This window comes from Rhodococcus sp. A14 (genome assembly GCF_011603105.1).
GTDB lineage: Bacteria > Actinomycetota > Actinomycetes > Mycobacteriales > Mycobacteriaceae > Rhodococcus_F > Rhodococcus_F opacus.
Genome location: NZ_JAAOQS010000028.1, coordinates 61,084 through 86,095 on the forward strand (window position 1 = coordinate 61,084; position 25,012 = coordinate 86,095).

At 68.5% G+C, this 25,012-nt stretch carries 24 protein-coding genes; 15 read left to right on the top strand and 9 right to left on the bottom strand.

The window, feature by feature from the left end:
* Positions 1-24: 24 nt before the first annotated feature.
* From G9373_RS17095 to G9373_RS17105, 3 genes are all read right to left on the bottom strand, one after another.
* Positions 25-453, bottom strand: a complete 429-nt coding sequence (locus G9373_RS17095) for a YchJ family protein (protein WP_005573931.1) — start codon at positions 451-453, stop codon at positions 25-27.
* Positions 450-2,012: a long-chain-fatty-acid--CoA ligase gene (locus G9373_RS17100; protein ID WP_120659366.1), complete on the bottom strand. Its 1,563-nt coding sequence runs from the start codon at positions 2,010-2,012 to the stop codon at positions 450-452. The genes G9373_RS17095 and G9373_RS17100 overlap by 4 nt, the downstream gene beginning before the upstream one ends.
* Positions 2,013-2,084: 72 nt before the next feature.
* Complete coding sequence (locus tag G9373_RS17105; RefSeq protein WP_133986463.1) at positions 2,085-3,002, bottom strand: hypothetical protein; 918 nt, start codon at positions 3,000-3,002, stop codon at positions 2,085-2,087.
* A 144-nt stretch (positions 3,003-3,146) separates the two neighbouring features.
* Between G9373_RS17105 and G9373_RS17110 the strand changes: the two genes are divergently transcribed.
* The 4 genes from G9373_RS17110 to G9373_RS17125 all read left to right on the top strand — a co-directional run bounded on the left by G9373_RS17110 (position 3,147) and on the right by G9373_RS17125 (position 8,576).
* Positions 3,147-3,920, top strand: coding sequence for an ABC transporter ATP-binding protein (locus G9373_RS17110; RefSeq protein WP_005253776.1), 774 nt, complete (start codon positions 3,147-3,149; stop codon positions 3,918-3,920).
* A 4-nt stretch (positions 3,921-3,924) separates the two neighbouring features.
* On the top strand, positions 3,925-6,456 hold the full coding sequence (locus tag G9373_RS17115) for an FtsX-like permease family protein (protein ID WP_054245414.1): 2,532 nt from the start codon (positions 3,925-3,927) through the stop codon (positions 6,454-6,456).
* Positions 6,457-6,540: 84 nt separating this feature from the next.
* On the top strand, positions 6,541-7,770 hold the full coding sequence (locus G9373_RS17120; RefSeq protein WP_182624080.1) for an FAD-dependent oxidoreductase: 1,230 nt from the start codon (positions 6,541-6,543) through the stop codon (positions 7,768-7,770).
* Between the two features lie 32 nt (positions 7,771-7,802).
* Entirely contained in the window at positions 7,803-8,576 is a 774-nt protein-coding gene (locus G9373_RS17125; RefSeq protein WP_005253779.1) for an aspartate/glutamate racemase family protein, read from the top strand.
* Here G9373_RS17125 and G9373_RS17130 read toward each other — a convergent pair.
* Both G9373_RS17130 and G9373_RS17135 read right to left on the bottom strand, forming a co-directional pair.
* Complete coding sequence (locus G9373_RS17130; RefSeq protein WP_005253780.1) at positions 8,564-9,217, bottom strand: TetR/AcrR family transcriptional regulator; 654 nt, start codon at positions 9,215-9,217, stop codon at positions 8,564-8,566. The two genes, G9373_RS17125 and G9373_RS17130, sit on opposite strands and share 13 nt — an antisense overlap.
* An 86-nt stretch (positions 9,218-9,303) precedes the next feature.
* A complete protein-coding gene (locus G9373_RS17135) occupies positions 9,304-9,669 on the bottom strand; it encodes an SPW repeat protein (RefSeq protein ID WP_025432213.1) in 366 nt (121 codons plus the stop codon).
* A gap of 173 nt (positions 9,670-9,842) precedes the next feature.
* On the opposite strand from G9373_RS17135, the gene G9373_RS17140 reads away from it, so the two are divergent.
* Both G9373_RS17140 and G9373_RS17145 read left to right on the top strand, forming a co-directional pair.
* A complete protein-coding gene (locus tag G9373_RS17140) occupies positions 9,843-10,571 on the top strand; it encodes a DNA alkylation repair protein (RefSeq protein ID WP_265147263.1) in 729 nt (242 codons plus the stop codon).
* Between the two features lie 25 nt (positions 10,572-10,596).
* Positions 10,597-11,193, top strand: coding sequence for a CHAP domain-containing protein (locus G9373_RS17145; RefSeq protein WP_039950378.1), 597 nt, complete (start codon positions 10,597-10,599; stop codon positions 11,191-11,193).
* A 6-nt stretch (positions 11,194-11,199) separates the two neighbouring features.
* Here the strand turns inward: G9373_RS17145 and G9373_RS17150 are convergent, their stop codons facing one another.
* Positions 11,200-12,255, bottom strand: a complete 1,056-nt coding sequence (locus tag G9373_RS17150; RefSeq protein ID WP_005253784.1) for a ferredoxin--NADP reductase — start codon at positions 12,253-12,255, stop codon at positions 11,200-11,202.
* Between the two features lie 322 nt (positions 12,256-12,577).
* On the opposite strand from G9373_RS17150, the gene mdo reads away from it, so the two are divergent.
* From mdo to G9373_RS17190, 8 genes are all read left to right on the top strand, one after another.
* Positions 12,578-13,849 carry an NDMA-dependent methanol dehydrogenase gene (gene mdo / locus G9373_RS17155; protein ID WP_005573920.1) on the top strand — a complete coding sequence of 424 codons (1,272 nt, stop codon included), beginning with the start codon at positions 12,578-12,580 and terminating at the stop codon, positions 13,847-13,849.
* A gap of 107 nt (positions 13,850-13,956) precedes the next feature.
* Entirely contained in the window at positions 13,957-15,063 is a 1,107-nt protein-coding gene (locus G9373_RS17160; protein ID WP_167115990.1) for a MoxR family ATPase, read from the top strand.
* Between the two features lie 2 nt (positions 15,064-15,065).
* Positions 15,066-16,601 carry a VWA domain-containing protein gene (locus G9373_RS17165; RefSeq protein WP_120659363.1) on the top strand — a complete coding sequence of 512 codons (1,536 nt, stop codon included), beginning with the start codon at positions 15,066-15,068 and terminating at the stop codon, positions 16,599-16,601.
* Positions 16,602-16,740: 139 nt separating this feature from the next.
* Positions 16,741-17,928 carry an iron-containing alcohol dehydrogenase gene (locus tag G9373_RS17170; protein ID WP_052024022.1) on the top strand — a complete coding sequence of 396 codons (1,188 nt, stop codon included), beginning with the start codon at positions 16,741-16,743 and terminating at the stop codon, positions 17,926-17,928.
* A gap of 4 nt (positions 17,929-17,932) precedes the next feature.
* Positions 17,933-19,273, top strand: a complete 1,341-nt coding sequence (locus G9373_RS17175; protein WP_005569462.1) for a GAF domain-containing sensor histidine kinase — start codon at positions 17,933-17,935, stop codon at positions 19,271-19,273.
* Positions 19,270-19,956, top strand: coding sequence for a response regulator transcription factor (locus G9373_RS17180; protein WP_167115992.1), 687 nt, complete (start codon positions 19,270-19,272; stop codon positions 19,954-19,956). The genes G9373_RS17175 and G9373_RS17180 overlap by 4 nt, the downstream gene beginning before the upstream one ends.
* Before the next feature lie 70 nt (positions 19,957-20,026).
* Positions 20,027-20,962: an ABC transporter ATP-binding protein gene (locus tag G9373_RS17185; RefSeq protein ID WP_167115995.1), complete on the top strand. Its 936-nt coding sequence runs from the start codon at positions 20,027-20,029 to the stop codon at positions 20,960-20,962.
* Complete coding sequence (locus G9373_RS17190) at positions 20,959-22,623, top strand: hypothetical protein (RefSeq protein ID WP_005561195.1); 1,665 nt, start codon at positions 20,959-20,961, stop codon at positions 22,621-22,623. Before G9373_RS17185 ends, G9373_RS17190 begins: the two co-directional genes overlap by 4 nt.
* On the opposite strand, the gene G9373_RS17195 is transcribed toward G9373_RS17190, so the two are convergent.
* Entirely contained in the window at positions 22,610-23,182 is a 573-nt protein-coding gene (locus tag G9373_RS17195; RefSeq protein WP_133986466.1) for a putative immunity protein, read from the bottom strand. The genes G9373_RS17190 and G9373_RS17195 overlap by 14 nt on opposite strands.
* Before the next feature lie 42 nt (positions 23,183-23,224).
* Positions 23,225-23,530, bottom strand: coding sequence for an antibiotic biosynthesis monooxygenase (locus G9373_RS17200; protein ID WP_005561192.1), 306 nt, complete (start codon positions 23,528-23,530; stop codon positions 23,225-23,227).
* Between the two features lie 191 nt (positions 23,531-23,721).
* Here G9373_RS17200 and G9373_RS17205 point away from each other — a divergent pair, with 191 nt between their 5' ends.
* A complete protein-coding gene (locus tag G9373_RS17205) occupies positions 23,722-24,192 on the top strand; it encodes a DinB family protein (protein WP_240960578.1) in 471 nt (156 codons plus the stop codon).
* Between the two features lie 19 nt (positions 24,193-24,211).
* On the opposite strand, the gene G9373_RS17210 is transcribed toward G9373_RS17205, so the two are convergent.
* Complete coding sequence (locus tag G9373_RS17210; RefSeq protein ID WP_167115998.1) at positions 24,212-24,667, bottom strand: hypothetical protein; 456 nt, start codon at positions 24,665-24,667, stop codon at positions 24,212-24,214.
* Positions 24,668-25,012: the final 345 nt, after the last annotated feature.

The following is a 25,012-nucleotide window of genomic DNA, read 5'->3' on the forward strand; positions in this document are numbered from 1 at the left end:
GATCCGATCGTAAGCCGGGGCCGATCAGACACGAGGAAGCCCCTGGCGTGGCGTCGCGATCGCGTCCAGGTACAGCCAATTGCCGTCCTCCCGGACGAATCGGCTGTTCTCGTGCAGCGATTCGCGGTGGCCGTCCAGTACGTAGTGCGCGCGGAACTCGACGGTGCCGGTGGTGTCGAGCAGTCCGCCGCCGCTCGTGCCCAGGATGTCGAGGCGGGTCCAGCGCTGCTCCGGATCGAGGTCGAGAGTCCTGGGCCGCGTGCTCGGATGCCACGTCGCGAGCAGGTAGTCGGCATCCAGCACGGCGAACGCGCTGAACCGTGATCGCATGAGGCGTTCGGCCGTGGGCGCCGTCGTCTCGCCGCGGTGATACCTCCCGCAGCACTCGTCGTACGGTTCACCGAGCAGACAGGGGCATCGAGCGGTCACGGTTCCAGTATGGACGGCGGTCACACGAGTTTGTGGGCGCGGTCCTTCCAGTACGGCGCGCGGAGTTCCCGCTTGAGGATCTTGCCGGTGGGGTTGCGGGGCAGCAGATCGACGATGTCGACCGTCGTCGGGCACTTGAACTTCGCCAGACGCTGGCGGGTGTAGTGGATCAGCTCGTCCGGTTCGATACTCGTCCCGGTCACCGGCACCACGACAGCCTTGACCGTCTCACCCCAGTGGTCGTCGGGCACGCCGATCACCGCCACCTCCGCCACCGCCGGATGCTCGACGAGCACCCGTTCGATCTCGGGGGAGTACACGTTCTCACCGCCGGTGATGATCATGTCCTTCAGCCGGTCCTCGATGAACACGAAACCGTCGGCGTCCGCGCGTCCCATGTCGCCGCTGCGCAACCATCCGTCGGCGGTGACGGCCTCCGCCGTCGCCTCGGGCTTGCCGAGATACCCGGGCGTGCGTTGTTCCGAACGCCACCACAATTCCCCCGTCTCGCCGGGGGCGACGTCCTCGGCGGTGGCCGGGTCCACGATGCGCATCTCCACACCGGGAATGGGCTGGCCCGCCGACGCCATCCTCTCCTCCTGCGCCGGGTCGCGATGCACCTCGGGCAGCAGAGCGGTGACGACACCCGCGCACTCGGTCATTCCGTAGACCTGGACGAACTCCGTCTCCGGCCAGGCCGCGAGCGCGCTGCGCAGCAACGGCAGCGGCATCGGCGCCGCGCCGTACGTGATGCGATGCAGCGCGCTGAACGCGGCCACGGCCTGCTCGCCCGCGGCCAGCACTCCGGCGATCACCGGCGGCACCAGGAACGCGATGTTCGCACCCGCCGCGAGCGCGCCGAACAGGGACGGGGCGTCGGCCTCCCTGGTGAAGTGGCATCGGGCGCCGGCGTGCACGCCCATGATCGCGTAGCAACTGCCGCCGACGTGGAACAGCGGCATGGCGACGAGCAGGCAGTCGTCGTGCCGCGCGGGCAGGATCTCGAGCACGGCGGCGCTGTGGGCGATCAGGTTGCGGTGGGTCAGCTGAACCCCCTTCGGCCTGCCGGTGGTTCCCGAGCTGTACAGGATCAGGGCGGTCGCATCCGCTCCGACCTCCGGTGGCGACGACAGCACGGACGCCTCGGCGAGCCACGGCTCGAACTCGTCGTGCTCTCCGCCGACGGTGATGATCTGCTCGATGCCGGTCAGCCGGTCGCGCAGTGCCATGACCTGTTGCAGGAACTCGTTGCCCACGAACAGGATCCGCGCCCCGGAATCGTTGATCACGTAGTCGAGTTCCTCACCGGCCAATCGCCAGTTGGGGACTGCGGCGGCCGCGCCGAGGAGCGAGGCGGCGTAGGTGACCTCGAGGCAGGACAGATGGTTCTTGTCGACGAACGCGACCGTGTCGCCCGCCCCGATTCCGCCCTCCGCCAAGGCTCCCGCGATGTGCAGGATCCGGTCGTGCCATCCGGACCACGTGTATTCGGTGCCCTGGAACTGCACGGCGACGTCATCCGGTCGGACCTGCGCCCAGTGCGCGAGTCGGTCGAAGATGATCTCGTTGTCGGCGTCCGACATGCGCCCACCTCTCGTCTGTGACGTCAGTCACATCAGGCTAATAGTCGGTGATCCGATCAGTGACGTTTTGCCTCACGCGGCCGAACTGCTTCGGCTCTGTGTGTCCGCGCGTCGCAGCGCGGCGGTGCCGACGGCGCCGACCACGATCAGAGTGATGCCCAGCCAGTCGGGGTCGTTGTCGGTGACGAGCATCGCGATCCCCACGCCGACCACGAACGGCGGCAGGAAGTCGAACAGTTTGACGAGGGGCGGTGCCACTTCTTCCGGTTCTCCGGGCGCCCGCGGCGCCTGCGCGCTCGCCACGTCCGGATACCACTCGGTGAAGGACAGCGCGAACAGCAGCGCTCCGATCGGGATGATCCAGCCCGTCCAGAAATTGTCCGGCTGGTCGAGGACCAGGTCGCCGTACAGTCCGGCCGCTGCCGATACCGTGAAGGACAGCGCCCACACCAGCGTGATGAGCTGGTTGACCTTGAGGAACAGCGGCGAGGTCCAATATTCCTCGGGCGTGGTCTCTTTCGCGTACGGCAGGGTGAACGGACTGCGTAGCAGCAGCGAGCCGAACGCGAACGCGACCAGCGCCAGGCTCGACATCTCGCCCGACCACTTCTCCAGCCACGTGATCAGGTCGTCGGACGCGAACAGTCCGATGGCGGCGAGGCAGCCGAAATAGAGGATGTCGAACACTTCGAGGGGTTTGAGGGTTCCGCCGCGGCGGTGGCTGAGGAACAGGAACAGAATCGACAACCCGAGAGCGGTGGCGACCGATTCCTCGAACCGCCCGGGACCGGACAGCAGCGACATCAGGATCCACGGCGCCAGGCCGGCGAAGGGTGATTGCAGGAACGCGTCGACGAACCGCGATCCAGCCCGGGGTTTGGGGGATTCGTTGGCCATGAGGCTCTCCTTCGCACCGGCGATACCGGAATTCTCCCAGGTCGGTACTTCCGTCGTGGGCGTTTCCGCGCGGGTCTCCGTGTCCGAGATCACGGCCGCGGGGACCCAAGATCAGGGTGGTCCCTGATGGCGGGCCGCCGCGGGTGTCGACAAGATGGAGGAGTGCGCCGCGCGTGCACCGTCCCGGCCCGTCACCACGGGGCCGGACCGCCACAAGAGGAATGACGAAAGGCGATCATGAGCACGCATGCCCCCGCTGTCGCTGCCCGTGCTGTCGAGCTGTCCAAGACGTACGGCACCGGCGACACCCAGGTTCACGCGCTCAGCGCGGTATCCGCCGAGTTCGCCCGTGGTGAGTTCACCGCGATCATGGGACCGTCCGGTTCCGGTAAGTCGACGCTGATGCACTGCCTGGCAGGTCTCGACGCGGCCAGTTCGGGTTCCGTCCTGATCGGCGACACCGAGTTGACGACGCTGACGGACAAACAGATGACGCAGCTGCGACGCGACCGCATCGGTTTCGTGTTCCAGGCGTTCAACCTGGTGCCGACGCTGACGGCACTGGAGAACATCACCCTTCCGCTGGACATCGCGGGCCGCAAGCCGGACGCCGCGTGGCTCGAGAACGTGCTCACCAAGCTCGGACTGCAGGACCGTCTCGAGCATCGCCCCGGCGAGTTGTCCGGCGGTCAGCAGCAGCGGGTCGCGTGCGCCCGCGCCCTGGCCGGGCAGCCGGAGATCATCTTCGGCGACGAGCCCACCGGCAACCTCGACTCGAAGTCGTCGGGTGAGGTGCTGGCGATCCTGCGGGCGGCGGTGGACGAGTTCCACCAGACCGTCGTCATCGTCACGCACGATCCCCGCGCGGCGGCCTACGCCGACCGGGTGGTCTTCCTCGCCGACGGCAAGATCGTCGACGAACTGCGGGACCCGACGGCCGATTCGGTCCTCGACACGATGAAGCGACTCGACGAGCCCGCCCACGCCCTCGCGTCCGACGCGGCGGTCTGACCGCATGGCGTCCACATCCAGCGCTCCGATGCGCAAGGTGTCGCTGCGCAATCTGGCGGCACACAAGGTTCGGCTGGCACTGACGGTGCTGTCCGTGGTGCTCGGCACCGCGTTCGTCGCAGGCTCCTTCGTCTTCACCGACACACTCCAGAAGACGTTCGACTCGATCTTCGAGAACACCGCGCAAGGGGTCGACGTCCGCGTGTCGAGCGAGGAGCGCAACTCCAGCGGAGTGCCCCTCGCCGACCTCGACACCATCACCGCGCTCGACGGAGTGCGCGCGGTGGCACCAGCCGTCAGCGGGCAGATCGTCCTCATCGACTCCGACGGCGCCGCCGTCCAGACGGGTGGTGCGCCGAGCATCGGCGAGTCGTACCTCCCGCCGGGTCAGGCGCTCGGTGAACCCGACGAATACGTTCAGGGCGGCCCGCCGGCCCAGGTCGGTCAGATGGCCGTCAACGCCAGTGCCGCCGAACGCGCGCAACTGGCGGTCGGCGACACCACCAAGGTTCTCGTGCCCGCTCGCGGCATGGTCGACGTCACCGTCTCCGGCATCTACGACACCGGCAACGAGACCGGTGGATTCATCGGCGCGACGTTCGTCGACTCGCAGGCCCGCGAACTGTTCACCGACGGCAAGCACGTCGAGTACATCGACGTCGCCGGAACGGGTCCGTCCCAGACCGAATTGCGCGACGAGATCGCCGCGGCCCTTCCCGACGCGAAGGTCCAGACCGGCGACGAGGTGCGCGAGGAAACCAAGGCGCAGGTGACGGAGGCGCTGAGCTTCATCAACTACTTCCTCCTCGCATTCGGTGCGATCGCCCTGCTCGTCGGCACGTTCATCATCTACAACACGTTCTCGATGATCGTGGCCCAGCGCCTGCGCGAACTGGCGCTGCTCCGCGCGATCGGTGCCAGCCGCAAGCAGGTGGGCCGTTCCGTGGTCTTCGAGGCCCTCGTGGTCGGCGTGATCGGCAGCGCGATCGGGATCGCCGCCGGCGTCGGCCTGGCCTACGGTCTGCGCGGACTGCTGAACGCGTTCGACGTCGGTCTGCCCGAGGGGCCCCTGCAGGTGGGGCCGCGCACGATTCTCATCGCCCTCGTGGTCGGGGTGCTGGTGACGACGATCAGCGCGTACGCGCCCGCCCGGCGCGCGTCCAAGGTGCCGCCGGTCGCGGCGATGCGGGAGGAATTCGCGTCCACCGGTGACTCGCTGCACGTGCGGACCGTCGCCGGCGCCGTCCTCGGGGTACTCGGCGTCGTGGGACTCGTGATCGGTTCGCGCGGCACGGGTGGGGGCGCGGCCGCCGTCGTCGGTGCCGGCGCGCTCGGTCTGATCCTGGCCGTGCTGTTCGCTGCGCCTGCGTTGTCCCGGCCGATCGTCGGGGCGCTCGGAGCGGTACTGGCCAAGCCGTTCGGCCCGGTCGGGCGCCTGGCCCGCACCAATGCCGTGCGGAATCCGCGTCGTACCGCCGCCACCGCGTTCGCGCTGACGCTCGGTCTGATGCTCGTGTCCGTGATCGGCGTGTTCGGCGCGTCCGCGAAGGCCAGCGTCAACCAGCTCGTCGACTCGGGGGTGTCCGCCGACTACGTGCTCACCGGCCCCAACCAGATCGGTGTGCCCAGCGGCGCGGCGAGGGCCGTGCGGAACCTCGACGACGTCCAGAGCGCCGCCGCCCTGCATCCGGTGTCCGTGAAGGTCGACGACGAGCAGCAGCAGGGCGCGTCGCTGGACGGCCCGCTCGAGGGCGTCCTCGACTACAAGCTCGTCGCGGGCGGCGCCGATCTGACGGGTAACCACCTCATCGTGTCCCAGACGACGGCCGCGCAGAAGGGCTGGACACTGGGGACAACCGTCCCGATGACGAGCGCGGACGGCAAGGTCGTCGACGCCGAGGTGACAGGTGTCTTCGAGGACAACCAGCTGGTCGGCGACTGGCTCGTCTCGGACGACGTGTACCGCCAGGTGATGCCCGCCGCGACCATTCCCGATCTGGCTGTCCTCGTCGACGCGAAGCCGGGTGCAGATCTGACGCAGCTGCGCGCCGACCTCGAATCCGCGACCAAGCAGTTCGTCGTGGTTCAGGTGCAGGACCGCGAACAGTTCAAGGGAACACAGGGGCAACAGATCGACACACTCCTCGCCATCCTCTACGGATTGCTCGCACTCGCCGTCGTGATCGCGATTCTCGGCATCATCAACACGCTCGCGCTGTCGGTGGTCGAGCGTCGGCGGGAGATCGGCATGCTCCGCGCGGTCGGAATGCAGCGGTCCCAGATGCGTCGCACGATCTACCTTGAGTCGATGCTGATCGCGGTGTTCGGTGCGGCCGTCGGCGTGCTGCTCGGCATCGCGTTCGGCTGGGGTTTCGTGAGCACCCTGAAGGACCAGGGGCTCGACCAGGTGACGGTGCCGTGGGGGCAGGTGATAGCGATGCTCCTCGGATCCGGCGTGGTCGGCGTCCTCGCCGCGCTGTGGCCGGCGAGCCGGGCCGCCCGCACCCGGCCGCTGGAGGCCATCGCCGATCTCTGACCCGTGAGTACTTGTCAACCGCCCGCGGTTGACAAGTACTCACGGGTGCGGAGCGCGTTTGATATGACTTGTGCCAGAGATGTGATGGCGGTCATGTTCGTCGCAGGGGCAGATTGGGCGGGTACGGGGACAGTGCAGAGAATTGTGATCGTCGGAGCGGGCCTGGCAGGTCTGCGCACAGCCGAGGAACTCCGGCGGGCCGGATACGAGGGTGACCTGGTGCTTCTCGGCGGTGAACCGCACCTTCCGTACGACCGCCCACCGCTGTCGAAGGAAGTGATGCGCGGGGAGAAGAGCGACACCACGCTCAAGCCGCGCGAGTTCTTCGACGAGAAGAACATCCAGTTGCGTCTGGGGGTCGAGGCGGCCTCGGTGGACACCGGTTCCCGCATCCTGAGACTCGCCGACGGCACCGAACTCGGCTACGACGAACTGGTGATCGCCACCGGCCTCGTGCCGCGGCGGATACCGGGTCTGCCCGAGCTCGCGGGCGTCCACGTTCTCCGGTCCATCGACGAGAGCCTGGCGTTGCGCGCGGACCTCGCCGAGGCCAAGCGGGCACTGATCGTCGGCGCGGGCTTCATCGGCTGCGAGCTGGCGGCGAGCATGCGGGCCGGTGGTCTCGACGTGGTGGTGGTGGAGCCGCAGCCGACACCGCTCGCGTCCGTGCTCGGCGAGAAGATCGGCGGACTCGTCGCCCGGCTGCACACGGACGAGGGAGTCGACCTGCGTGCCGGTGTCGGGCTCACCTCGCTGGTGGGCACGGACCGCGTCACCGGAGCCGTCCTCGGCGACGGAAGCGAGGTGGACGTCGACGTGGTGGCGATCGGAGTCGGCTCGGTGCCGGTCACCGCGTGGCTCGACGGCTCGGGCGTCGAACGGGACAACGGTGTGGTGTGCGACGGCGTGGGACGCACGGCGGTCCCGCACGTATGGGCAGTCGGCGACGTGGCCGCGTGGCAGCTGAAGGTGGGCGGTCGCAAACGCGTCGAGCACTGGAGCAATGCCGGTGAGCAGGCCAAGATCCTCGCCGGGGCGTTGACCGGGACCGGCGACGAGAACGCCGCCGCTCAGGTGCCGTACTTCTGGAGCGACCAGTACGACATCAAGATCCAGGCACTGGGCACGGTGGCGGCCACCGACGAGGTGCACGTGATCAAGGACGACGGCCGCAAGTTCCTCGCCTACTACGAGCGGGACGGCATCCTGGCGGGTGTCGTCGGCGCCGGCATGGCGGGGGGCGTTATGAAGATGCGGGGCAAGATCGCGGCGGGAACTCCGATCGGGGAGGTCCTCGAGGCCGCGTCGGCGTAGGCCGCCGGGCGGGGGCGCGATAGATTCTCCGGGTGATTGTTGCGCTCATCGACTCGGGTCTCGGCATGTTGCCGACGTCGGCGTGGCTGCGCAAGTTGCGACCGGAACTGGATCTGATCCTCGCTCTGGATCCGGACGGGGCTCCGTGGGGTCCCAAGCCGGAACAGTGGGTGATCGACCGCGTTCTCGCGACCGCGCAGCGCTGCCTCGACCGCGGAGCCGAGGTGATCGTGCTGCCGTGCAACACGGCGAGCGTCACGGCGCTCGACCACGTCCGGGAGTTCGTCGGACCGGCTGTTCCGGTCGTCGGCACGGTTCCGGCGATCAAGCCGGCGGCCGCCGCGTGTCCGTCGGTGGCCGTCTGGGCGACCGCGGCGACCACGGCGAGCCGGTATCAGGCCGATCTGATCGAGAAGTTCGGGAACGGCAGTTCCGTGGTGGGTGTCGCGTGCCACGGTCTCGCCGAGGCGATCGACCGCGGCGAGCGGGACGCGGCCACCGCCGCCATCGCCTCCGCCGTGGAGCGCACACCCGACGACGTGGGCGGGGTGGTGCTGGGCTGCACCCACTATCCGTTGATGGCCGACGAGATCGCGGCGCAGCTTCCCGCCGGGGTGCGGTTGTTCGACAGCGCGGAGGCGGTGGCGGCGCAGACCCTCCGCCGTATCGATGCGTTGAACCGTCCGAGCGCGGGGGAGGGCACCGTCGAGGTCTTCCTCAGCGGCAGGCCCGGGCGGCTGCCCGCGAGCGCCGAGGCGTTCCCCGCCGGTCAGCTGTTGTCGGCGGGGCGTTCTCAGCCGAGCTGAACCATCCCGGCCGCCACGACGCGTGCGACGTTGTCGAGTTCCTCGCCGTGCCGTCGCGGCAGGTCGTCGAGGTCGTGGAGGCGGTCGTTGCCCGCCACGGAGAACATCGCGGCCACCCACGCCGTCGCGCAGGCCCGGAGCGTCCCGGGTTGCACGGGGTAGGGCGAACTGGCCTGCAGGAGACGCTCGGTGATGTCGCTGAGGTAGTCGCGGAACCGCCGCAGGTGTGCACGGACGTCCGGGTGGGTCTCGGCCTCGCGCCAGATGATCACGCGCATCACCGACGAGTGGTGATCGCGCAGATTCAGCGCGTTGTCGAGGTTGACGAGGCTGGCGGCGGGGTCGCCCGGAGTCACCAGGGGGGCCACGTCGCCGAAGGGTTCGGTGGGCAGTCTCTCTGACAGCAGCGCCAGAAGGATGTCGGTTTTGGAGGGGAAGTAGTAGAACACCAGTCCTTTCGGGACGTGCGCGGCAGAGGCGATCGATGCGGTGGACGTGGCATCGAATCCGTGTACGGCGATGAGGGATTCGGCGGCGTCGAGAATCAGTTCCCGGGCGTCGCCGTCGATCTTCGCGCTGCGCCGCCGCCGGCCTTTCCGCGGTTGGAGGCCACCGGGCTTACCGAGATGAGGTGCTGGCATGGGCCTTTCCGGACGTGAACGGCGGGGCGCAGGCCGTAAGCCTGCGCCCCGCCCCAATCGATGTTCTCGGTGCTGTGGTTCACAGATCAGTGATGTGTCGCCAGACCTCCGTGTCCGTGCATCCGGGAACTCATCATCGGCAACCCCGTGACAGCCACGACGACTGCCAGGACACCGACGACCCATGCGGTCCACGACGCGCCCGTGAATGCGTCGAAGTTCATCACCCACGGGGAGAGGAACAACAGCACTCCGAAGACGGCCATCGCGTACTCGGCCACGGTCATCTCCGGGCGGCTCATGTGGACGAGACCGGAGAGGGCCACGAGTACACCGAGCACGATGAGTGACCACATCGCGGCGTTGTTGGTGTCGAGCCACAACGGCGAGAGCGCCGCGAAGGCTCCGATCACGATCGCCACCACATCTTGCATACGACTCCACGATCTCATGTCCAGCCTCCTCGAAATGGATTGTGTCCACCTCGAGTACACGCCTGATTGACCGACCGATCAATACCTGGCTCGTTGCAGTCGGATAACGCGAACTGCAGGTCAGAGTATGTTTCGTGATTTTTGCCCGTGCTGTCGCGGCGGCTGTCGGCCCCCTGTGGGACAGTGCCTTCGTGACTTCCACCGCGGACGACGTGAAGCGCGCACTCGACGAGTTGTCGGACGAGACCGACGCCGTCAATCTGGCACGGTTCTTCAAGACCAGTCCGGGGGAGTACGGGGAGGGCGACGTCTTCATCGGCGTGCGGGTTCCCGGGACGCGCAGCGTGGTTCGTGCGCACGCCGATCTGGACCTTCCGGAGGTGACGGTGCTCCTCGACAGTCCGGTGCACGAGCATCGACTGGCGGGGCTGCTGGTGCTCGCGACGCAGTTCGACCGGGCGGCGAAGGCAGACGACGACGCCCTGCGCGAGAAGATCGCGACCTTCTACCTCGACGTGGTGATGCGGGGACGGGTGAACAACTGGGATCTGGTGGACTCGTCCGCCGACCGGATCCTGGGCGCGTGGCTGTACGACCGGCCGCGCGCCCCGGTGTTCGATCTGGCCGCGGACGACGACCTCTGGCGGCGCCGTGTCGCGCTGCTCAGTACGTTCGGTTTCATCCGCCGAGGTGACGCCTCCACGACGCTCGAGGTCGCGGAGCGTGTTCTCGGTGATCGCCGCGACCTCACGCAGAAGGCGACGGGCTGGATGCTGCGCGAGGTCGGCAAGCGGGTCGACCACGACCTGCTCACCGGTTTCCTCGACCGGCACGCCGCGGCGATGGGCCGCACCGCCCTGACGTATGCGTGCGAGCATCTGACCGCAGAGGAGCGTGCGGGCTACCGCGCGATGCGGTGACCGGATACCCGCTACATTCGGTGGCATGACTGCTCCCGCGCCCACTCGCCGCCGCCGACGTGCCGGGGTGATCCTCGGCGCCGTCGTCGCTGTGATGGTCGTCGTGGCGGGAGGGGTGTTGTGGCTCGCGCCGGACCGCTATCTACCGTGGGACACCGCAGAATTCCCGGCCGTCGACACATCCGCGTTGTCGCCGCAGCAGGCACGGATCGTCGGGCTGCTCGAGGCCGAACACGACAGGCAGCGGCCGGGCACGTTCTACTCCGAAGGGGTCGAGGAGCCCTGGTGCGCGGACTTCGTCAGCTGGATCATGCGGGAAGCCGGCCTGCCGCTGGCGAATCCGAATTCCGGGCACTGGCGGATTCCCGGGGTCTACACGTTGCAGGAGTACTACGAGTCGCAGTCGCGGTTCGAGGAGGTCGGGGGCGGATACCGCCCGACCGTCGGGGACGTGGTGCTCTACGACAACAGCAGCTGGGTCGGCCAGCACACCAATGTCGTCGTCGCGGTGGACGGGGACACCGCTACGACGGTCGGCGGCAACGAGTTCGGCCGTATCCGCGTCCACACCGTGGACTGGACGAGCGACTCCGCCGTCGTCGGCTTCGGCCGGCTCGGGTGAGCGGAGTCAGAATTCGATCTTGAGGTGGTCGGTGACCGGCCGGGCCTGGCAGCCCAGGATGTAGCCGCTCTCGATGTCCTCGGGGTCGAGGATTTCGCTGTTCTCCATCTCGACCTTGCCCTCGAGCACGGTGCACGCGCAGGACCCGCACTCGCCCTCCTGGCAGGAGTAGGGCACGTCGATTCCCTTGGCCAGCATGATGTCGACGAGGGTCTGCTTGCGGGGCCAGCTCAGGTTGTGGATCTCGCCGTCGAGTTCCACCTCCACGGTGGCGGCGTCGGCGGCCTCGTCGTCGGTGACCTCCACGACGTCGGCGTCACGGAACGGGTCGCCGGCCAGCGAGTTGAACACTTCGGCGTGCACCTGGCTGCGGGGCATCCCGGCGTCGGCGAGCGCCTTGTGGATGGTGTCCATGAACGGCACCGGTCCGCACATGAATGCTTCGTGCCCCAGGTAGGGCGCGACGGCGGAGGCGAGTTGATCGACGCTCGGCAGTCCCTGGACCGTCTCGAGCCAGTGGATGGACACGAGCCGTGACGGGTACCGGCTCGCGAGCGTGCGGAGTTCCTCCGCGAAGATGACCGACTTCTCGTCGCGGTTGGCGTAGAAGAGCACGACCTTGCCGGACCCCTCGGTGAGGGCGGACTTGAGGATCGAGATCACCGGCGTGACGCCACTACCTGCCGCGAACAGCAGGAAGTCGTGGTCCAGTGACTTGGGGGTGAACACTCCCGACGGGGGGAGGACCTCGAGGGTGTCGCCGACGGCGATGTTGTCGCAGAGCCAGTTGGACCCGTAGCCCTCGGCCGTCCGCTTGACGGTCACCTTGGGGGCGTCGTCGGTGAACGGTGAGCTGGCCAGCGAGTAGCACCGGGCGACCGAGCCCGTGCGGTCGCTGGGGATGCGCAGGGTGAGGAACTGGCCCGGCTTGTAGGCGAACTTGTCGGCGAGGTCTGCCGGGACGTCGAAGACCAGTGACCGGGAGTCGGGGGTTTCCTCGACCACGCCCGACACGGTGAGCACCACCGATCGTGAGCTGTGCGGCACCTCGACAGTCGTCATCGTGTGTGCAGTCCTTCCGTACTTCGCAGCGCCGGAACGCTCGCTTGCCTGCTCCAAATATAGAACAGGTTCTAGTCTTTGCCTAGCGGGTGGACTCCGCGTGAAGTGGACATCCTATCGAGTGCCGCCCCCTCCGGCTCGGCCCGGCCGCACCTGCCCGTTCGGGCAGTTTGTGCGCCGCGGTCGGACGGTTCGGCCCCGCAGGCCTGTAACCGGGGCCCGAACTAGGTCACAGTGGATTCCAGGTGAGACGCCGATCACATCGAGTGCGTCCCCTTCCGCAACGCTTCAGATCCGACATCGACTAATCGAGGAGACGGCCATGGCCATCGAGCTCAACCAGATCTGGGACTTCCCCATCAAGGAATTCCACCCGTTCCCGCGGGCACTGATGGGAGTGGGCGCCCACGACATCATCGGCGTCGAGGCGAAGAACCTCGGATTCAAGAGGACCCTGCTCATGACCACGGGCCTGCGCGGCTCGGGCATCATCGAGGAACTGGTCGGCAAGATCGAGTACCAGGGCGTCGAGGTCGTGCTCTACGACAAGGTCGAGTCCAATCCCAAGGACTACAACGTCATGGAAGCCGCCGCGCTCTACCAGAAGGAGAAGTGCGATTCGATCATCTCCGTCGGCGGCGGCTCGAGTCACGACGCCGCCAAGGGCGCCCGGGTGGTGGTCGCGCACGACGGCCGTAACATCAACGAGTTCGAGGGATTCGCGAAGTCCACCAACAAGGAGAACCCACCCCACATCGCCGTATCCACCACGGCCGGTACGGGTTCGGAGACATCGTGGGCGTACGTCATCACCGACACGTCGGACATGAACAACCCGCACAAGTGGGTGGGATTCGACGAGGCGACCATCGTGACCCTCGCGATCGACGACCCGCTGCTGTACTACACCTGCCCCCAGCACTTCACGGCGTACTGCGGATTCGACGTTCTCGCGCACGGCAGTGAGCCGTACGTGTCGCGTCTCGACTTCGCGCCGTCGCTCGGCAACGCGCTGTACTCGGTGGAACTGGTCGCGAAGAACCTGCGGGAGGCCGTGTTCGAGCCGCGCAACCTGAAGGCCCGCGAGGGAATGATGAACGCGCAGTACATCGCCGGCCAGGCATTCAACTCCGGCGGCCTCGGCATCGTGCACTCCATCTCGCACGCGGTCAGCGCGTTCTTCGACAGCCACCACGGCCTGAACAACGCCATCGCCCTGCCCCGCGTCTGGGAGTACAACCTGCCGTCGCGGTACGAGCGCTACGCTCAGCTGGCTGGAGCGCTGGGCGTGGACACCCGCAACCTCACCACGGTGCAGGCAGCGGACGCAGCGGTCGAGGCGGCCATCCGCCTGGCGAAGGACGTCGGCATTCCGGACAACTTCGGTCAGGTGCGCACCGACTCGTACGACAAGAACCAGATGAACACCAAGAAGTACGAGGGTCGCGGTGACACCATCCGGGGCGACGAGAAGACCGTGCGGGCCATCTCCGAGCACATCCAGGGCGACTGGTGCACACCGGGCAACCCGCGCGAGGTGACGGTCGAGTCGATGCTCCCCGTGGTCGATCACGCGATCAACAACGCGTACTGACCGACCGCAGAAGACTCGCGTCCGGGGCGGGCGCCTCACCCCAGCCCGGCCCCGCCCCGGACGCGTTCCCACCACCACACCGCTGACGAAGGACGGACGCCCCGATCATGACTGCACCGCACACAGCCCCGGAATCGGAGGACATCCGCTTCGCCGACGGCGCGGAACTGAAGGAGGCGTTGCGCGAGGTCGACTACATCGCCGACGACGAGTTCGCGGTGGTCGTCCACCTGGCGACCGCGCTCGAGCGCCCGCTGCTGCTGGAGGGGCCTGCCGGCGTCGGCAAGACGGAGCTGGCGAAGTCGCTGGCCGAGGCGTCGGGGCGGAAGCTCGTTCGGCTGCAGTGCTACGAAGGTCTCGACGACAACCGGGCCCTGTACGAGTGGGACTACGCGAAACAGCTTCTGCACGTGCAGATGTTGCGCGACCGCATCGGTGAGAAGATGGCCGCGTTCGACGATGTCGCCGAGGCGTCGCAGTTCCTGGCCGCGCAGGATTTCGGATTGTATTCGGAGAAGTTCCTGTCGGTCCGCCCGCTGCTCGAGGCGATCCTGTCACCGGAACCGGTGGTGCTGCTCGTCGACGAGGTGGACCGCACCGAGGAGTCGATGGAGGCGCTGCTCCTCGAAGTTCTCGCGGAGGGACAGGTCACCATCCCCGAAGTGGGGACGTTCACCGCGCGGTCGGCGCCGTGGGTGATCCTGACGTCCAACGACACTCGTGAACTGTCGCCCGCACTCAAGCGTCGTTGCCTGCACTACCACCTCGGCTACCCGACACCACAGCGCGAGCGGGACATCGTGACGGCCAAGGCCCCCGAGGTCGAGGAGGCCGTCGCGGCGGACGTGGTGGATCTGGCTCGCACGCTGCGGCAGTTGCCGCTCCGCAAGAGTCCGTCCATCGCGGAGGTCATCGATGCGGCCCGGGCGGCGGTGGTCCTGAAGTCGACGGGAGTGGCCGTGAGTTCGCAGGCCGAGGTCCGCGACATCCTGCTCACCGCCCTGCTGAAATACACCAGCGACGTCGAACTGGTCCGCACCCGGCTCTCCGGCGAACAGCCTGTCCCGGCGGACGACGGCGAAACCGCTCCGGCCGGGCCGGTGGAGCGGGTGACGGTCGCATCGCGGCCGGCCAACACCACCACGGCCGTCTTCCGCGGGCACGGTGGCCGCGACCGGGGCGGCGTCGGCGCGGGTCGGCAGGGCAGGCGCTGACGATGCTCCGCCCGCAGCCCGACCCCTCTCCGTCCCTGCCCGCGCAACTTCTCGACGTGCTCGCGGCGTCCTTCGGAAAGGTGTTGCGCCGCTACGGCGTCGCCGCGTCTCCTGCTGAGGTCATCGAGGCTCGCCGGGTGTTCGGCCTGGTCGGCGGCCGCGACCTGCCCACACTGAGGGCGTCGCTGCGAGCGGTGTGCGCGAAGTACACGTACGAGCAGGCGGGTTTCGACCGCGCCTTCGACGTGTTCTTCGCATCGGTCGCCGACGCCGCACCCGACGCGCGTCCCCCGTCCCGGACCGAGTTCGCGGAGGGCCTGCCCTCCGCGCTGGAGGTGGCGGACAACGCGGAGACCGCCCGGTACGCGGAGTACAACGAGCGCGCCGCCGAGGTGGGCGACCACTTCGACACCCCCGAAGCGCAGAAGGGTTTCAACCCCCACAAGGACGACGACGACGTCAGCATGACGTCGAGCGACGCGGATCTGTCCGTCGATTCGGAAGCCGAGTCCGGACGACGCGGTGTCACCTACACGGTGGAGGTCGAGCGGGCGGCGAGCACCGCCGTCGGTGACCTGGCGTCGTCGACGAGCGGTGCCGTCGTCGGATCGTTGTCCTGGGACGATCCGGAGTCGATTCTCGCGTGGCTCGACGCCTACGACCCGAGCACGGTCTACGCCGATTCCGATGGGGCCGAACCACTCACCGCGGCCCAGCTGAACCGGCTGGCGGAGGCGGTGGAGGCCTTCGTCGGCGCGCTGGCGGACGCCCGCGACCTGACCGCCGGACCCGCAGAAGCACCGGGGACCACGGGCGGCGCGGTGTCGGCCACGTCCCGTGCCGAAGTGAATCAGGCGTGCTACGAGGTGCTTCGGCGGATGCGCGGACCGTCACGCCCCCGCCCGCGCGAACTGGCGCGGGGCCGGCTCGACATGCGCCGGACCGTGCGCGCGAGCCTGCGGACCGAGGGCATACCCTTCCACCTCATGGTGAAGGCGCCCCGCCCGGACCGGGTGCGGGTGCTGATCCTCGCGGACGTGTCGCTGTCGGTGCGACCCGTCACCGCCTTCACCCTCCGGCTGGCACAGGCCATGCATCGCCGGGCGAGCCGCTGCCAGGTCCTGGCGTTCGTGGACCGGCCCGTCGACGTCACGGACACTCTCCTCGCCGGGGCCGACGACGACGCGCTCGCGTCGGTGCTCGCCGACCCGCGCATCGATCTGGAGGCGAGCAGCGACTACGGCCGGGTGTTCTCCGACGTGCTGACCGCGTTCGGCACCGACGTGAACTCCCGCACCTCGGTGGTCGTCGTCGGCGACGGGCGGTGCAACGGCCTCCCACCGGGTGTCGACGAATTCGCCGAACTGCGTCGCAAAGTGCACCGGCTGGCCTGGATCACCCCGGAACCCGAGCGGTACTGGAACCAGGCATCGTGCGCGATGCCGGAGTACGCCGAGATCTGCGACCGTGTCGTCGTCGCGCGGGATGCCGCCCAGCTGATGTCCCGCGCGGCCGAGCTGGGGCACGCGTTGCGGTGAAGATCCCGTCTACCTACCCGATCGGGTAGGTACGTACCTGTCCTTCGGTGGGTGTGGGAGCTCGTCCCGGACCGTAGGGTCTAGGTCAGAGTCTTGTAATCTGGATCACATGCACGCAGGTGTCGGGAGGAGTGTCGACTTGTCCGTATCCTATCCGTCCACCCGCACCACCGCCCCGGGCAGGCTGGTCAAATTCCATGCGCCCGAGATCGTGTTCGGTATCGGATCGATGGTCGAGGCCGCGCACGCGGTACTCCGCCTCGGCGGATCGAGGCCGATGCTCGTCACCGATCCGGGTCTGATCGACGCCGGCTGGGCGACCGAGCTTCAGGATCAGCTGCGCGAGCAGGGCCTCACCCCGGTCGTGTGGAGCGCGTTGACGCCCAACCCCAAGGACCACGAGATCGCGGCCGGGCACGACGCGTATCGCGAGGGTGAATGCGACGTCCTCGTCGCCCTGGGCGGCGGCTCCGTCATCGACGCGACGAAGGGCATCGCGGTGCTCGCCGCGAACGGGGGCAACATCCTCGACTACGAGGGAGTCGACCAGGCCACCAGTCCGATCCCGCCGCTGGTGATGGTGCCGTCCACGTCGGGCACAGGCGCCGACGTGTCGCAGTTCTGCATCGTCACGGACACGAAGCGGGGCACCAAGATCACCATCATCGGCCGCGCGCTCGTACCGGACGTGACCGTGATCGACCCCCGGCTGCTGACCACCATGCCGGAGTGGCTCAATGCGGCGACCGGCCTGGACGCCCTCACTCACGGTATCGAGGCGTTCGTGTCGCTGGCCCACAACCCGCTCACCGACCACCATGCGCTCCGCGCGGTCGGGCTGGTCACCGACACCCTCGTCCGCACCATCGAGGAGCCGATGGAGATGGAGTCGCGCGCCGTCATGGCGCAGGCGAGCCTCGAAGCCGGCCTCGCGTTCACCAATGCGATCCTCGGTGCCGCCCACGCGATGAGCCATCAGGTCGGGGGACTGCTCGACCTGCCGCACGGAGTCATCAACGGCATCCTTCTCCCGCACGTGATCCGTTTCAACGCCACCGACGACGCCACCCCGTTCGTCGCCATCGCCGCTGCTCTCGGTCTCGAGGAGCGTCGCGGAACACCCGCGGAGGCTGCTCTGGCGGTCGCGGACCGGGTGGAACGCCTCGCCCGCGAGGTCGGAGTTCCGAAAGGTCTGGGCCAGTTGGGGGTTCGCGAAGCCGACCTGTCACGCCTGGCCGAGTTCGCGCTCCGCGACGCCTGCATGTCCACCAACCCGCGCACGGCCACCCAGGAGCAGATGGTGGCGCTGTTCCGGACTGCGCTGTGAGCGCATGAACGTCCCGGACCTGTCGACGCTCACCGGACTGCGGTCCGGCAAGCCGACGTTCTACCCCCAATATCGTGGCGCCGCAGAACGTCTCGAACGTGTCGTCCACGCACTGGAGCTCATCTCGCGTGCCCTCGTCCGCACGGTGGAAGGCCCCGAGACCCTCATCTGCGCGGTCGCCGAGGCGGCGCGGGCGCACCTGGACGCGCGATGGGTCGCGTTTGCCCTCGCCGACGGCATGCTGCCCGATGCCGGCCCACGCCGGCTCGTCCTGGGCCCGGACGCGACGCCGTTCCTCGTCGACAATGTCGAGGGCCCGCCGCTGCCGGACGAGGTCGTGACGTGTCTGGCCGACATCAGGTCCGCGCGCACCGGGGGCGCTCCCGTCATCGACGCGCACCATGCCTTCGTGCCGATCGTCCTCGAGGGTGGCGTCGTGGGAGCCTTCGCGGCCTGGACGGCCGAGCACCGCACGCTCGACACGACCGACGGCGCGGTCCTCAGCATCCTCGCGAGCCAGACCGCCGTGGCTCTGCAGAATTCGGCGCTCTACCAGCGGGGCCAGCTGCTGCTCGAGCGGGCCGAGCACGCATACTCGGAGGCGCGTCGTACCGCCTCCGATCTCGCGGTGCGCAACGCCGAACTCGAATCCACCCAGCGTCAACTCGGAGCGGCGCACCGGCACCAGGTCCTCGACGAGGAACGACACCGGATCGCGCGCGAACTCCACGACAGCGTGACGCAGGCGGTGCTGTCGGCGGGGATGCAGATCGAGGTGTGCCGGAGCGGTGTCCCGGACGACGAACGCAGCGAGAGGCTCGATCTTGCAAAGGAATTGACGCGCCGCGCCGTGGAGCAGTTGCGCTCGGCCATCTACGCGCTCAATCACTCCGGCGGCTCCGACCGGACGTCCCTGCCCGAGATGCTCGAGCAGCTCGGGGTGGTGCACATGCCCGACGAACTCGCGGTCACCGTCCGCGTCGGCGGCACCCCCGCCGAGCTGTCCAGCGACCGGGAACACGCGCTGCTGAGGATCGCCGGCGAGGCGCTGTTCAACGCGGCGGTCCACGCCAACGCGACGCGCGCCGTCCTGCGGCTCACGTATTCGGAAGATTCGGTGCTGCTCTCCGTCGCCGACGACGGAGACGGAGACCCCAAGCGGATGCGCCTGATGCTGCGGATGGCGGCGAACAACGACCTCGACGGCCACCACCGCGGGTTGGCGAACATGCAGGCCCGGGCAGCCGAATTGGGCGGCACTCTCGAAGTGGCGCGGGCCAGGATCGGCGGAGTCCGGGTGGCTGCCCGGATCCCGTTACATTCCGACAGTGAGGTGGACCGATGACCATACGAACCTCGGTGCGTGACCAGGCCGGGTCCGCCCGCCCCACCTCGGTGGTGAAGCTCGTGCTCGTCGACGACCACGCGATTCTCCGCCAGGGTCTGCGTTCGGTCCTCGAACGGGAGCCGGATCTCGAGGTCGTCGGGGAGGCGTCCTCCATGCAGGAGGCGCTGGCCGTCGTCGGAGACGTCGCGCCGGACGTCGTGCTGATGGACCTGAAGCTGTCGGCGGCCTCCGATTACGAGGGGCTGGCACTGTGCGCCCAGCTGTCCGCCGCGGACGGCACGATGGGTCTGCTCGTGCTCACGACGTTTCTCGACGAGCAACTCGTCGTGCGCGCCATCCACGCCGGCGCCCGCGGATACGTGGTCAAGGACGTCGACACCACCGAACTGGTGCGCGCCATCCGCGCCGTGTCCCGCGGTGAGAGCGCGTTCGATTCACGCAGCGCGTCGGCCGTGATCCGCTCGCTCAACGGGCAGACGACGCCGCGGGACGGGCTCACCGAGCGTGAACTCGAGGTCCTGCAACTCCTGGCCAAGGGTCTGTCGAATGCGAAAATCGGTGAGCGGCTGTTCATCTCGGCTACGACGGTGAAGTTTCACGTCAGCAACATCATGCGCAAACTCGACGTCGGCCGCCGTGCGGAGGCCGTGTACGAGGCGGGCAAACTCGGTCTGATCTGATCCGGCCCCGTCGCGGCCGGGGCCGCGGAACCCGTCGTGGCCACCCGCGAACCGGCGTAGCGTCCCCATCATGGCTGCGATCTCGGTGGAGAATCTCGTCAAGACGTTCGGGCCGACCCGCGCACTCGACGGCCTCGACCTCGAGGTGGGGACGGGGGAGGTGCACGGATTCCTCGGCCCCAACGGGTCCGGCAAGTCGACAACCATCCGGGTACTGCTCGGCCTGCTGCGCGCGGATTCGGGTAAAGCCCGCCTCCTGGGTGGTGACCCGTGGCGCGACTCGGCGTCGCTGCACCGGCGGCTCGCCTACGTTCCCGGTGAGGTGAACCTGTGGCCCAATCTCACCGGCGGTGAGGCGATCGACCTCCTCGCGGGGTTGCGCGGCGGGCTGGACGAGCCGCGGCGCGCGGAACTCCTCGAGCGGTTCGAACTCGATCCGACGAAGAAGGCGCGCACGTACTCGAAGGGCAACCGGCAGAAGGTCGCACTGGTTGCCGCGTTCGCGTCGGACGTCGAACTGTACGTGCTCGACGAACCCACATCCGGGCTGGATCCGTTGATGGAGTCGGTGTTCCAGGACTGCGTCGAGGAGATGTCCGACGCGGGGAAGACGGTCCTGCTGTCGAGTCACATCCTCGCGGAGGTCGAGGCGCTGTGCGATCGGGTGAGCATCATCCGCGAGGGCCGGACGGTGGAGACCGGCACCCTCGCGGAACTGCGTCACCTCACGCGCACGTCGATCACCGCCGACACACAGCGGCCGGTGACCGGACTCGACGCCGTCGAGGGGGTCTACGACGTGCGAGTCGACGGCCTGCACACCCGGTGCGAGGTGGACACCAGCGCGATCGACGGGGTGCTGCGCCATCTGCTGACGTTCGGGATCACGTCGTTGACGTCGACGCCCCCGACACTGGAAGAGTTGTTCCTCCGGCACTACGGGGACGAACTGGCCCGGGAGGGCGAGAACCACCGGCGGGCCGAGTCCGGGACGCGGACGCCATGAGCACGGTGACGGCGCCGGCGACGGCGGGCCGCGGCCAGTATGCGGGGACCGCCCGGCTCGTGCGGCTCGCCCTGCGCCGCGACCGAATCCAATTGCCGGTGTGGCTGCTCGCTCTCGCAGCGCTGCAGGCATTCTCGGCGTCGAGCGTGCTCGGCCTGTATCCCACGGAGCCCGACCTGCGCAGTTTCGCGATGGCCACCGCGGCGTCGCCGGTCGCGCTGGCCACCAACGGTCTCGTGTCGGGGTACAGCGCCGGCGCCGTGCTCGCCTGTCAGATCGTCATGCCCCTGTCGCTGGCCGCCGGCCTGATGACCACCTTGCTGGTCGTGCGGCACACCCGCCAGAACGAGGAGACCGGCCGCGCCGAACTCGTCGAGGCCGCCGTGGTGGGCCGGAAGGCACTGCTCACCGCGGCCCTGGTGGTCGCGGTCGGAGCGAACCTCGCTCTCGGACTGCTCAACGTCGTGGTGCTGGTGGCGGCGGGTCTGCCACTGGACGGGTCGGTGGCGCTCGGCGCGGCCGTCGCCGGTGCCGGTATCGCGTTCGCGGCGATCGCCGCGGTGACGGCGCAGGTGACGGACAGTGCCCGCACCGCGAACGGACTCGCCGGGGCCGCCCTGGGCGTGGCATTCCTGTTGCGCGCGGTGGGGGACATGACGGGGACCGTGACGGACAACGGCACTCGGGTGGTGAGTGGCTGGCCGACGTGGGTGTCGCCGATCGGCTGGGCCGAGCAGGTCCGTCCGTACGACGACAACGCCTGGTGGGTGCTGGCGTTGCCCGCCGTGTTCGCACTCGCGGTCGGCTCGGTCGGCTTCGCCCTCACGGAGCACCGGGACATCGGCTCCGGGCTCGTGCCGACCCGCCCGGGCCCCGCCCGCGCATCCCGTTCGCTGCCGACGGCGGTCGGATCGGCGTGGCGGATGCAACGGACGATCCTGTTCTGGTGGGCATTCGGAATCGTCGTCCTCGCCGTGGTGTACGGCGCGATCGCAGACCAGATCGACGACTTCCTCGGCGAGGGCGAGCAGGTGGCCGACATGATGGAACAGCTCGGTGGCGGCACGACGAACATGGTCGACGCCTACTTCGCCGCCATCTTCGGCATGATGGCGATCGCGGTCGCGGGCTACGCCGTACAGGCTTTACTGCGGATGCGCGGTGAGGAATCGGCGGGGCGACTCGAACCCGTTCTCGCGACAGCGGTCTCGCGTCCGCGGTGGATGCTGGCGCACATCGGCCTGGTCACCGTCGGCATCGTCGTCCTGCAGGCGCTGACCGGGGCGGCGACCGGTCTCGCGTACGGTCTCGTGACCGACGACGTGCCGGGAAAGGTCGTGAACCTCACGGGGGCCGCCCTCGTCTTCGTACCGGCGATCGGGGTGGTCGCGGCATTGGCGGTGTTGGCGTTCGGCGGCGTTCCCGCCTGGGCGGCCGGGCTCTCCTGGGGTGCGCTCGCGGGCTGCCTGATCTTCGGATTCCTCGGATCACTGCTCGGGCTGCCTCAGGCGGTCCGCGATCTGTCGCCGTTCACACACGTCCCTCCTGTTCCCGCCGCTGAGGTGACGGCCACTCCGCTGGTCTGGCTGGCGGTGATCGCCGTCGTCGTGGGTGCGGTCGGAGTCGTGCTGTTCCGCCGGCGCGACCTCACGAATTCGTAGCGGCACAGGGAGGCTGGGTCGACGGTCGGCGCCGCAGGTCGGTGTCCAGCATGCGGATCAACTCGCCGACCCGTCCACCGCCACCCGGTGCCGCCGGAAAGCGTTCGAGCACGTCGACAACGACCGGTGTCGCACGATGCACCGCTTGTTCGACGTGTCCGGCACCGACGGTCCGGTCGTCACCGGCGACGAGCTCGGCCGCTCTGGCCGCGTGAGCGCCCGCCCCGAGAATGTGTTTGACCTGGGTGGCCTTGGGCAACGGATGCAAATAGGCGGCGCCTGCCGCAGACATCGCAGCCCACGCTGCGTCGCGCGCAGCCGCAGTGTCCGTGCCCTTGGCTGCCTCGAGCGCCGCCCACGCTGTGTCGCGCAGAGATTTCCCACGCTCGCCACCCCGCGCGAACTCCCACGCAGCAGTGATCGCGGCGCGGGGCCGCGAGTCGTGCGGCTGATCGGCCTCGAATACCGCGAGCACCACCTCTGCACATGCCGCGGCGAACGCGGTGACCTCACGAAGTTCATGCTTGCTCAGAACGATCTCGCTCGCTTTCCCTGCCATGGTTCCATTTTCGACCATCGGGGCCCGTGCCGTTCCGCGCTTTCACGCTGTGCCGTCCCCGAACAGGGGCCGCACCTCGGCGACGACGTCGTACTCGGCAACCGCCGCCGAGAGCATTTCCGCGCCTTGCTCGTCGCTCGGACCGCTGCCGCGGAAGGTTTCGACCGCCGCGTGCGACTCCCAGCGCTCGAAGACGTTGATGCGACCGGGGTCGACCAGGTTGGCGGTGATCGCGAAGTCGAGGCAGCCTGCTGCGCTGCGTGCCTGTTCGACGACGCTCACGCAGCCTGCGAGATAGGACTCGCGCTGCTGGGGTGCGACGGTGATGTGTCCTGCGACGATGACCATGGGTTCGCTCCTCTTCCAGGCGTCTTCCTGTCGAGCCGGTCGGGTGTACTTCGAGCCGGGACTGTCTTCGCCACAGCACCTCTCATCCAGTACAGACTGCATGCGCGCGCGAAACTCATCGCGGTCGTTGTCGCCCCAGCACAGCAGATGTGACATGTCGGCCGCGTTGGGGGGCGACTAGCATGCCGGGCATGGGGTGGACTGACGATCTCCGCGGGCGGATGGATGAACTACTCGACGAGCACCGTGCCGCTCTGCGCGGCAGTCTCGACGGTCTGGACGACGAGCAGGCGCGCCTGCGTCTGGTGCGCTCGAAGACGACGCTGCTCGGATTGGTCAAACACGTCACCTACGTCGAGGGCGTGTGGTTCGACCAGGCGGTGACCGGTCGCTCGTACCGGGAGATCGGCATCGCGAGGACCCCCGACCAGTCGTTCACCCTCACCCGGGCCGACACCATCGCATCCGTGCTCGACGCCCACGCCGAACGCTGTGCCGCATCCCGGCGGACCATGGCCGGTCTGGCGCTCGACGACACAGTCGACGGCCGAGGCGAGCGCACCGTGTGGGCGCTGTACCTGCAGGTACTGCGTGAACTCGCCCAGCACGCCGGTCACGCCGACATCCTGCGCGAGCAGATCCTCACCGACCACATTCCGTGATCGCTGATGGTCGTGTGCACTACTGGGGGCGGATCGGATTGCAGCCGACGCTGACGTAGGTGACGATCCCCTCTTGCAGCCCGCAGGTAGTGAAGGCGCCCGTCGAGACGCCGGCCTCCCACCACGGGGCACCGATCCCGCCGACGCACGATCCGGTCGACGGTGTCCTCGTCGGCACCCACAGGCCATCGCGGCGATAGCCCTGAATCCACGGAATGTGCGAGACACCTCCGGGTCCCGGAATCGCTCGTGGCGTCAGGCCGAAGCACTCGACGGTCCCGACGTGGACCGTGGTCCTGCCGGCGGGCACGTCGTACGCCGTGCAGTGCGAGGTGCCCGATGTGGGCGTGGTGCCGGTGTGACAGTCGGCCGAGGGTTCGGCCTGGGCGGGTGCGGCGGCCACCGCGACCACCGCGGCGGCGAGGGCGGATGATGCGGCCGCTCCGGCGAGGAACCTGCGGATCCTGTGGGTCATCGGATACTCCTTCGGGTCCGGCGGCCCCGCCTGACGATCGGGTCCGTTTGTTGCTTCTGTCGGTGCGGCATCGGATTTCGTTAGCTGAACCTTCGTGGCGCCGACTGTGAGCGCCGACCCGGGCGAAAGGGATCGAGGTTGGCGGACCCACCGGAGGAGGCGTAGGGGCGGGTGACGAAGTCCGGAGCGGTTCGACGGACCTGTCGGAAAGCGTCTATTGCTCGGGTCGCGTTCGGTTGCTAGAATCGAACAAAGTTTCGAACGGCCTTGGGGGAGGTTGGTTGTGGGGGAATTGGTTGCAGCGGATCTGGACGAGTTGCGTGCGTTCACGGCGCGGCTGCGATG

Bases quoted from the DNA above. Each gene is read 5' to 3' on its own strand.
- G9373_RS17135 (WP_025432213.1), bottom strand. From the start codon at position 9,669: ATGAGATCGTGGAGTCGTATGCAAGATGTGGTGGCGATCGTGATCGGA.
- G9373_RS17120 (WP_182624080.1), top strand. From the start codon at position 6,541: ATGGCGGTCATGTTCGTCGCAGGGGCAGATTGGGCGGGTACGGGGACA.
- G9373_RS17210 (WP_167115998.1), bottom strand. From the start codon at position 24,667: ATGACCCACAGGATCCGCAGGTTCCTCGCCGGAGCGGCCGCATCATCC.
- G9373_RS17100 (WP_120659366.1), bottom strand. From the start codon at position 2,012: ATGTCGGACGCCGACAACGAGATCATCTTCGACCGACTCGCGCACTGG.
- G9373_RS17180 (WP_167115992.1), top strand. From the start codon at position 19,270: ATGACCATACGAACCTCGGTGCGTGACCAGGCCGGGTCCGCCCGCCCC.
- G9373_RS17175 (WP_005569462.1), top strand. From the start codon at position 17,933: ATGAACGTCCCGGACCTGTCGACGCTCACCGGACTGCGGTCCGGCAAG.
- G9373_RS17145 (WP_039950378.1), top strand. From the start codon at position 10,597: ATGACTGCTCCCGCGCCCACTCGCCGCCGCCGACGTGCCGGGGTGATC.
- G9373_RS17205 (WP_240960578.1), top strand. From the start codon at position 23,722: ATGGGGTGGACTGACGATCTCCGCGGGCGGATGGATGAACTACTCGAC.
- G9373_RS17200 (WP_005561192.1), bottom strand. From the start codon at position 23,530: ATGGTCATCGTCGCAGGACACATCACCGTCGCACCCCAGCAGCGCGAG.
- G9373_RS17190 (WP_005561195.1), top strand. From the start codon at position 20,959: ATGAGCACGGTGACGGCGCCGGCGACGGCGGGCCGCGGCCAGTATGCG.
- mdo (WP_005573920.1), top strand. From the start codon at position 12,578: ATGGCCATCGAGCTCAACCAGATCTGGGACTTCCCCATCAAGGAATTC.
- G9373_RS17150 (WP_005253784.1), bottom strand. From the start codon at position 12,255: ATGACGACTGTCGAGGTGCCGCACAGCTCACGATCGGTGGTGCTCACC.
- G9373_RS17110 (WP_005253776.1), top strand. From the start codon at position 3,147: ATGAGCACGCATGCCCCCGCTGTCGCTGCCCGTGCTGTCGAGCTGTCC.
- G9373_RS17160 (WP_167115990.1), top strand. From the start codon at position 13,957: ATGACTGCACCGCACACAGCCCCGGAATCGGAGGACATCCGCTTCGCC.
- G9373_RS17165 (WP_120659363.1), top strand. From the start codon at position 15,066: ATGCTCCGCCCGCAGCCCGACCCCTCTCCGTCCCTGCCCGCGCAACTT.
- G9373_RS17115 (WP_054245414.1), top strand. From the start codon at position 3,925: ATGGCGTCCACATCCAGCGCTCCGATGCGCAAGGTGTCGCTGCGCAAT.
- G9373_RS17130 (WP_005253780.1), bottom strand. From the start codon at position 9,217: ATGCCAGCACCTCATCTCGGTAAGCCCGGTGGCCTCCAACCGCGGAAA.
- G9373_RS17195 (WP_133986466.1), bottom strand. From the start codon at position 23,182: ATGGCAGGGAAAGCGAGCGAGATCGTTCTGAGCAAGCATGAACTTCGT.
- G9373_RS17185 (WP_167115995.1), top strand. From the start codon at position 20,027: ATGGCTGCGATCTCGGTGGAGAATCTCGTCAAGACGTTCGGGCCGACC.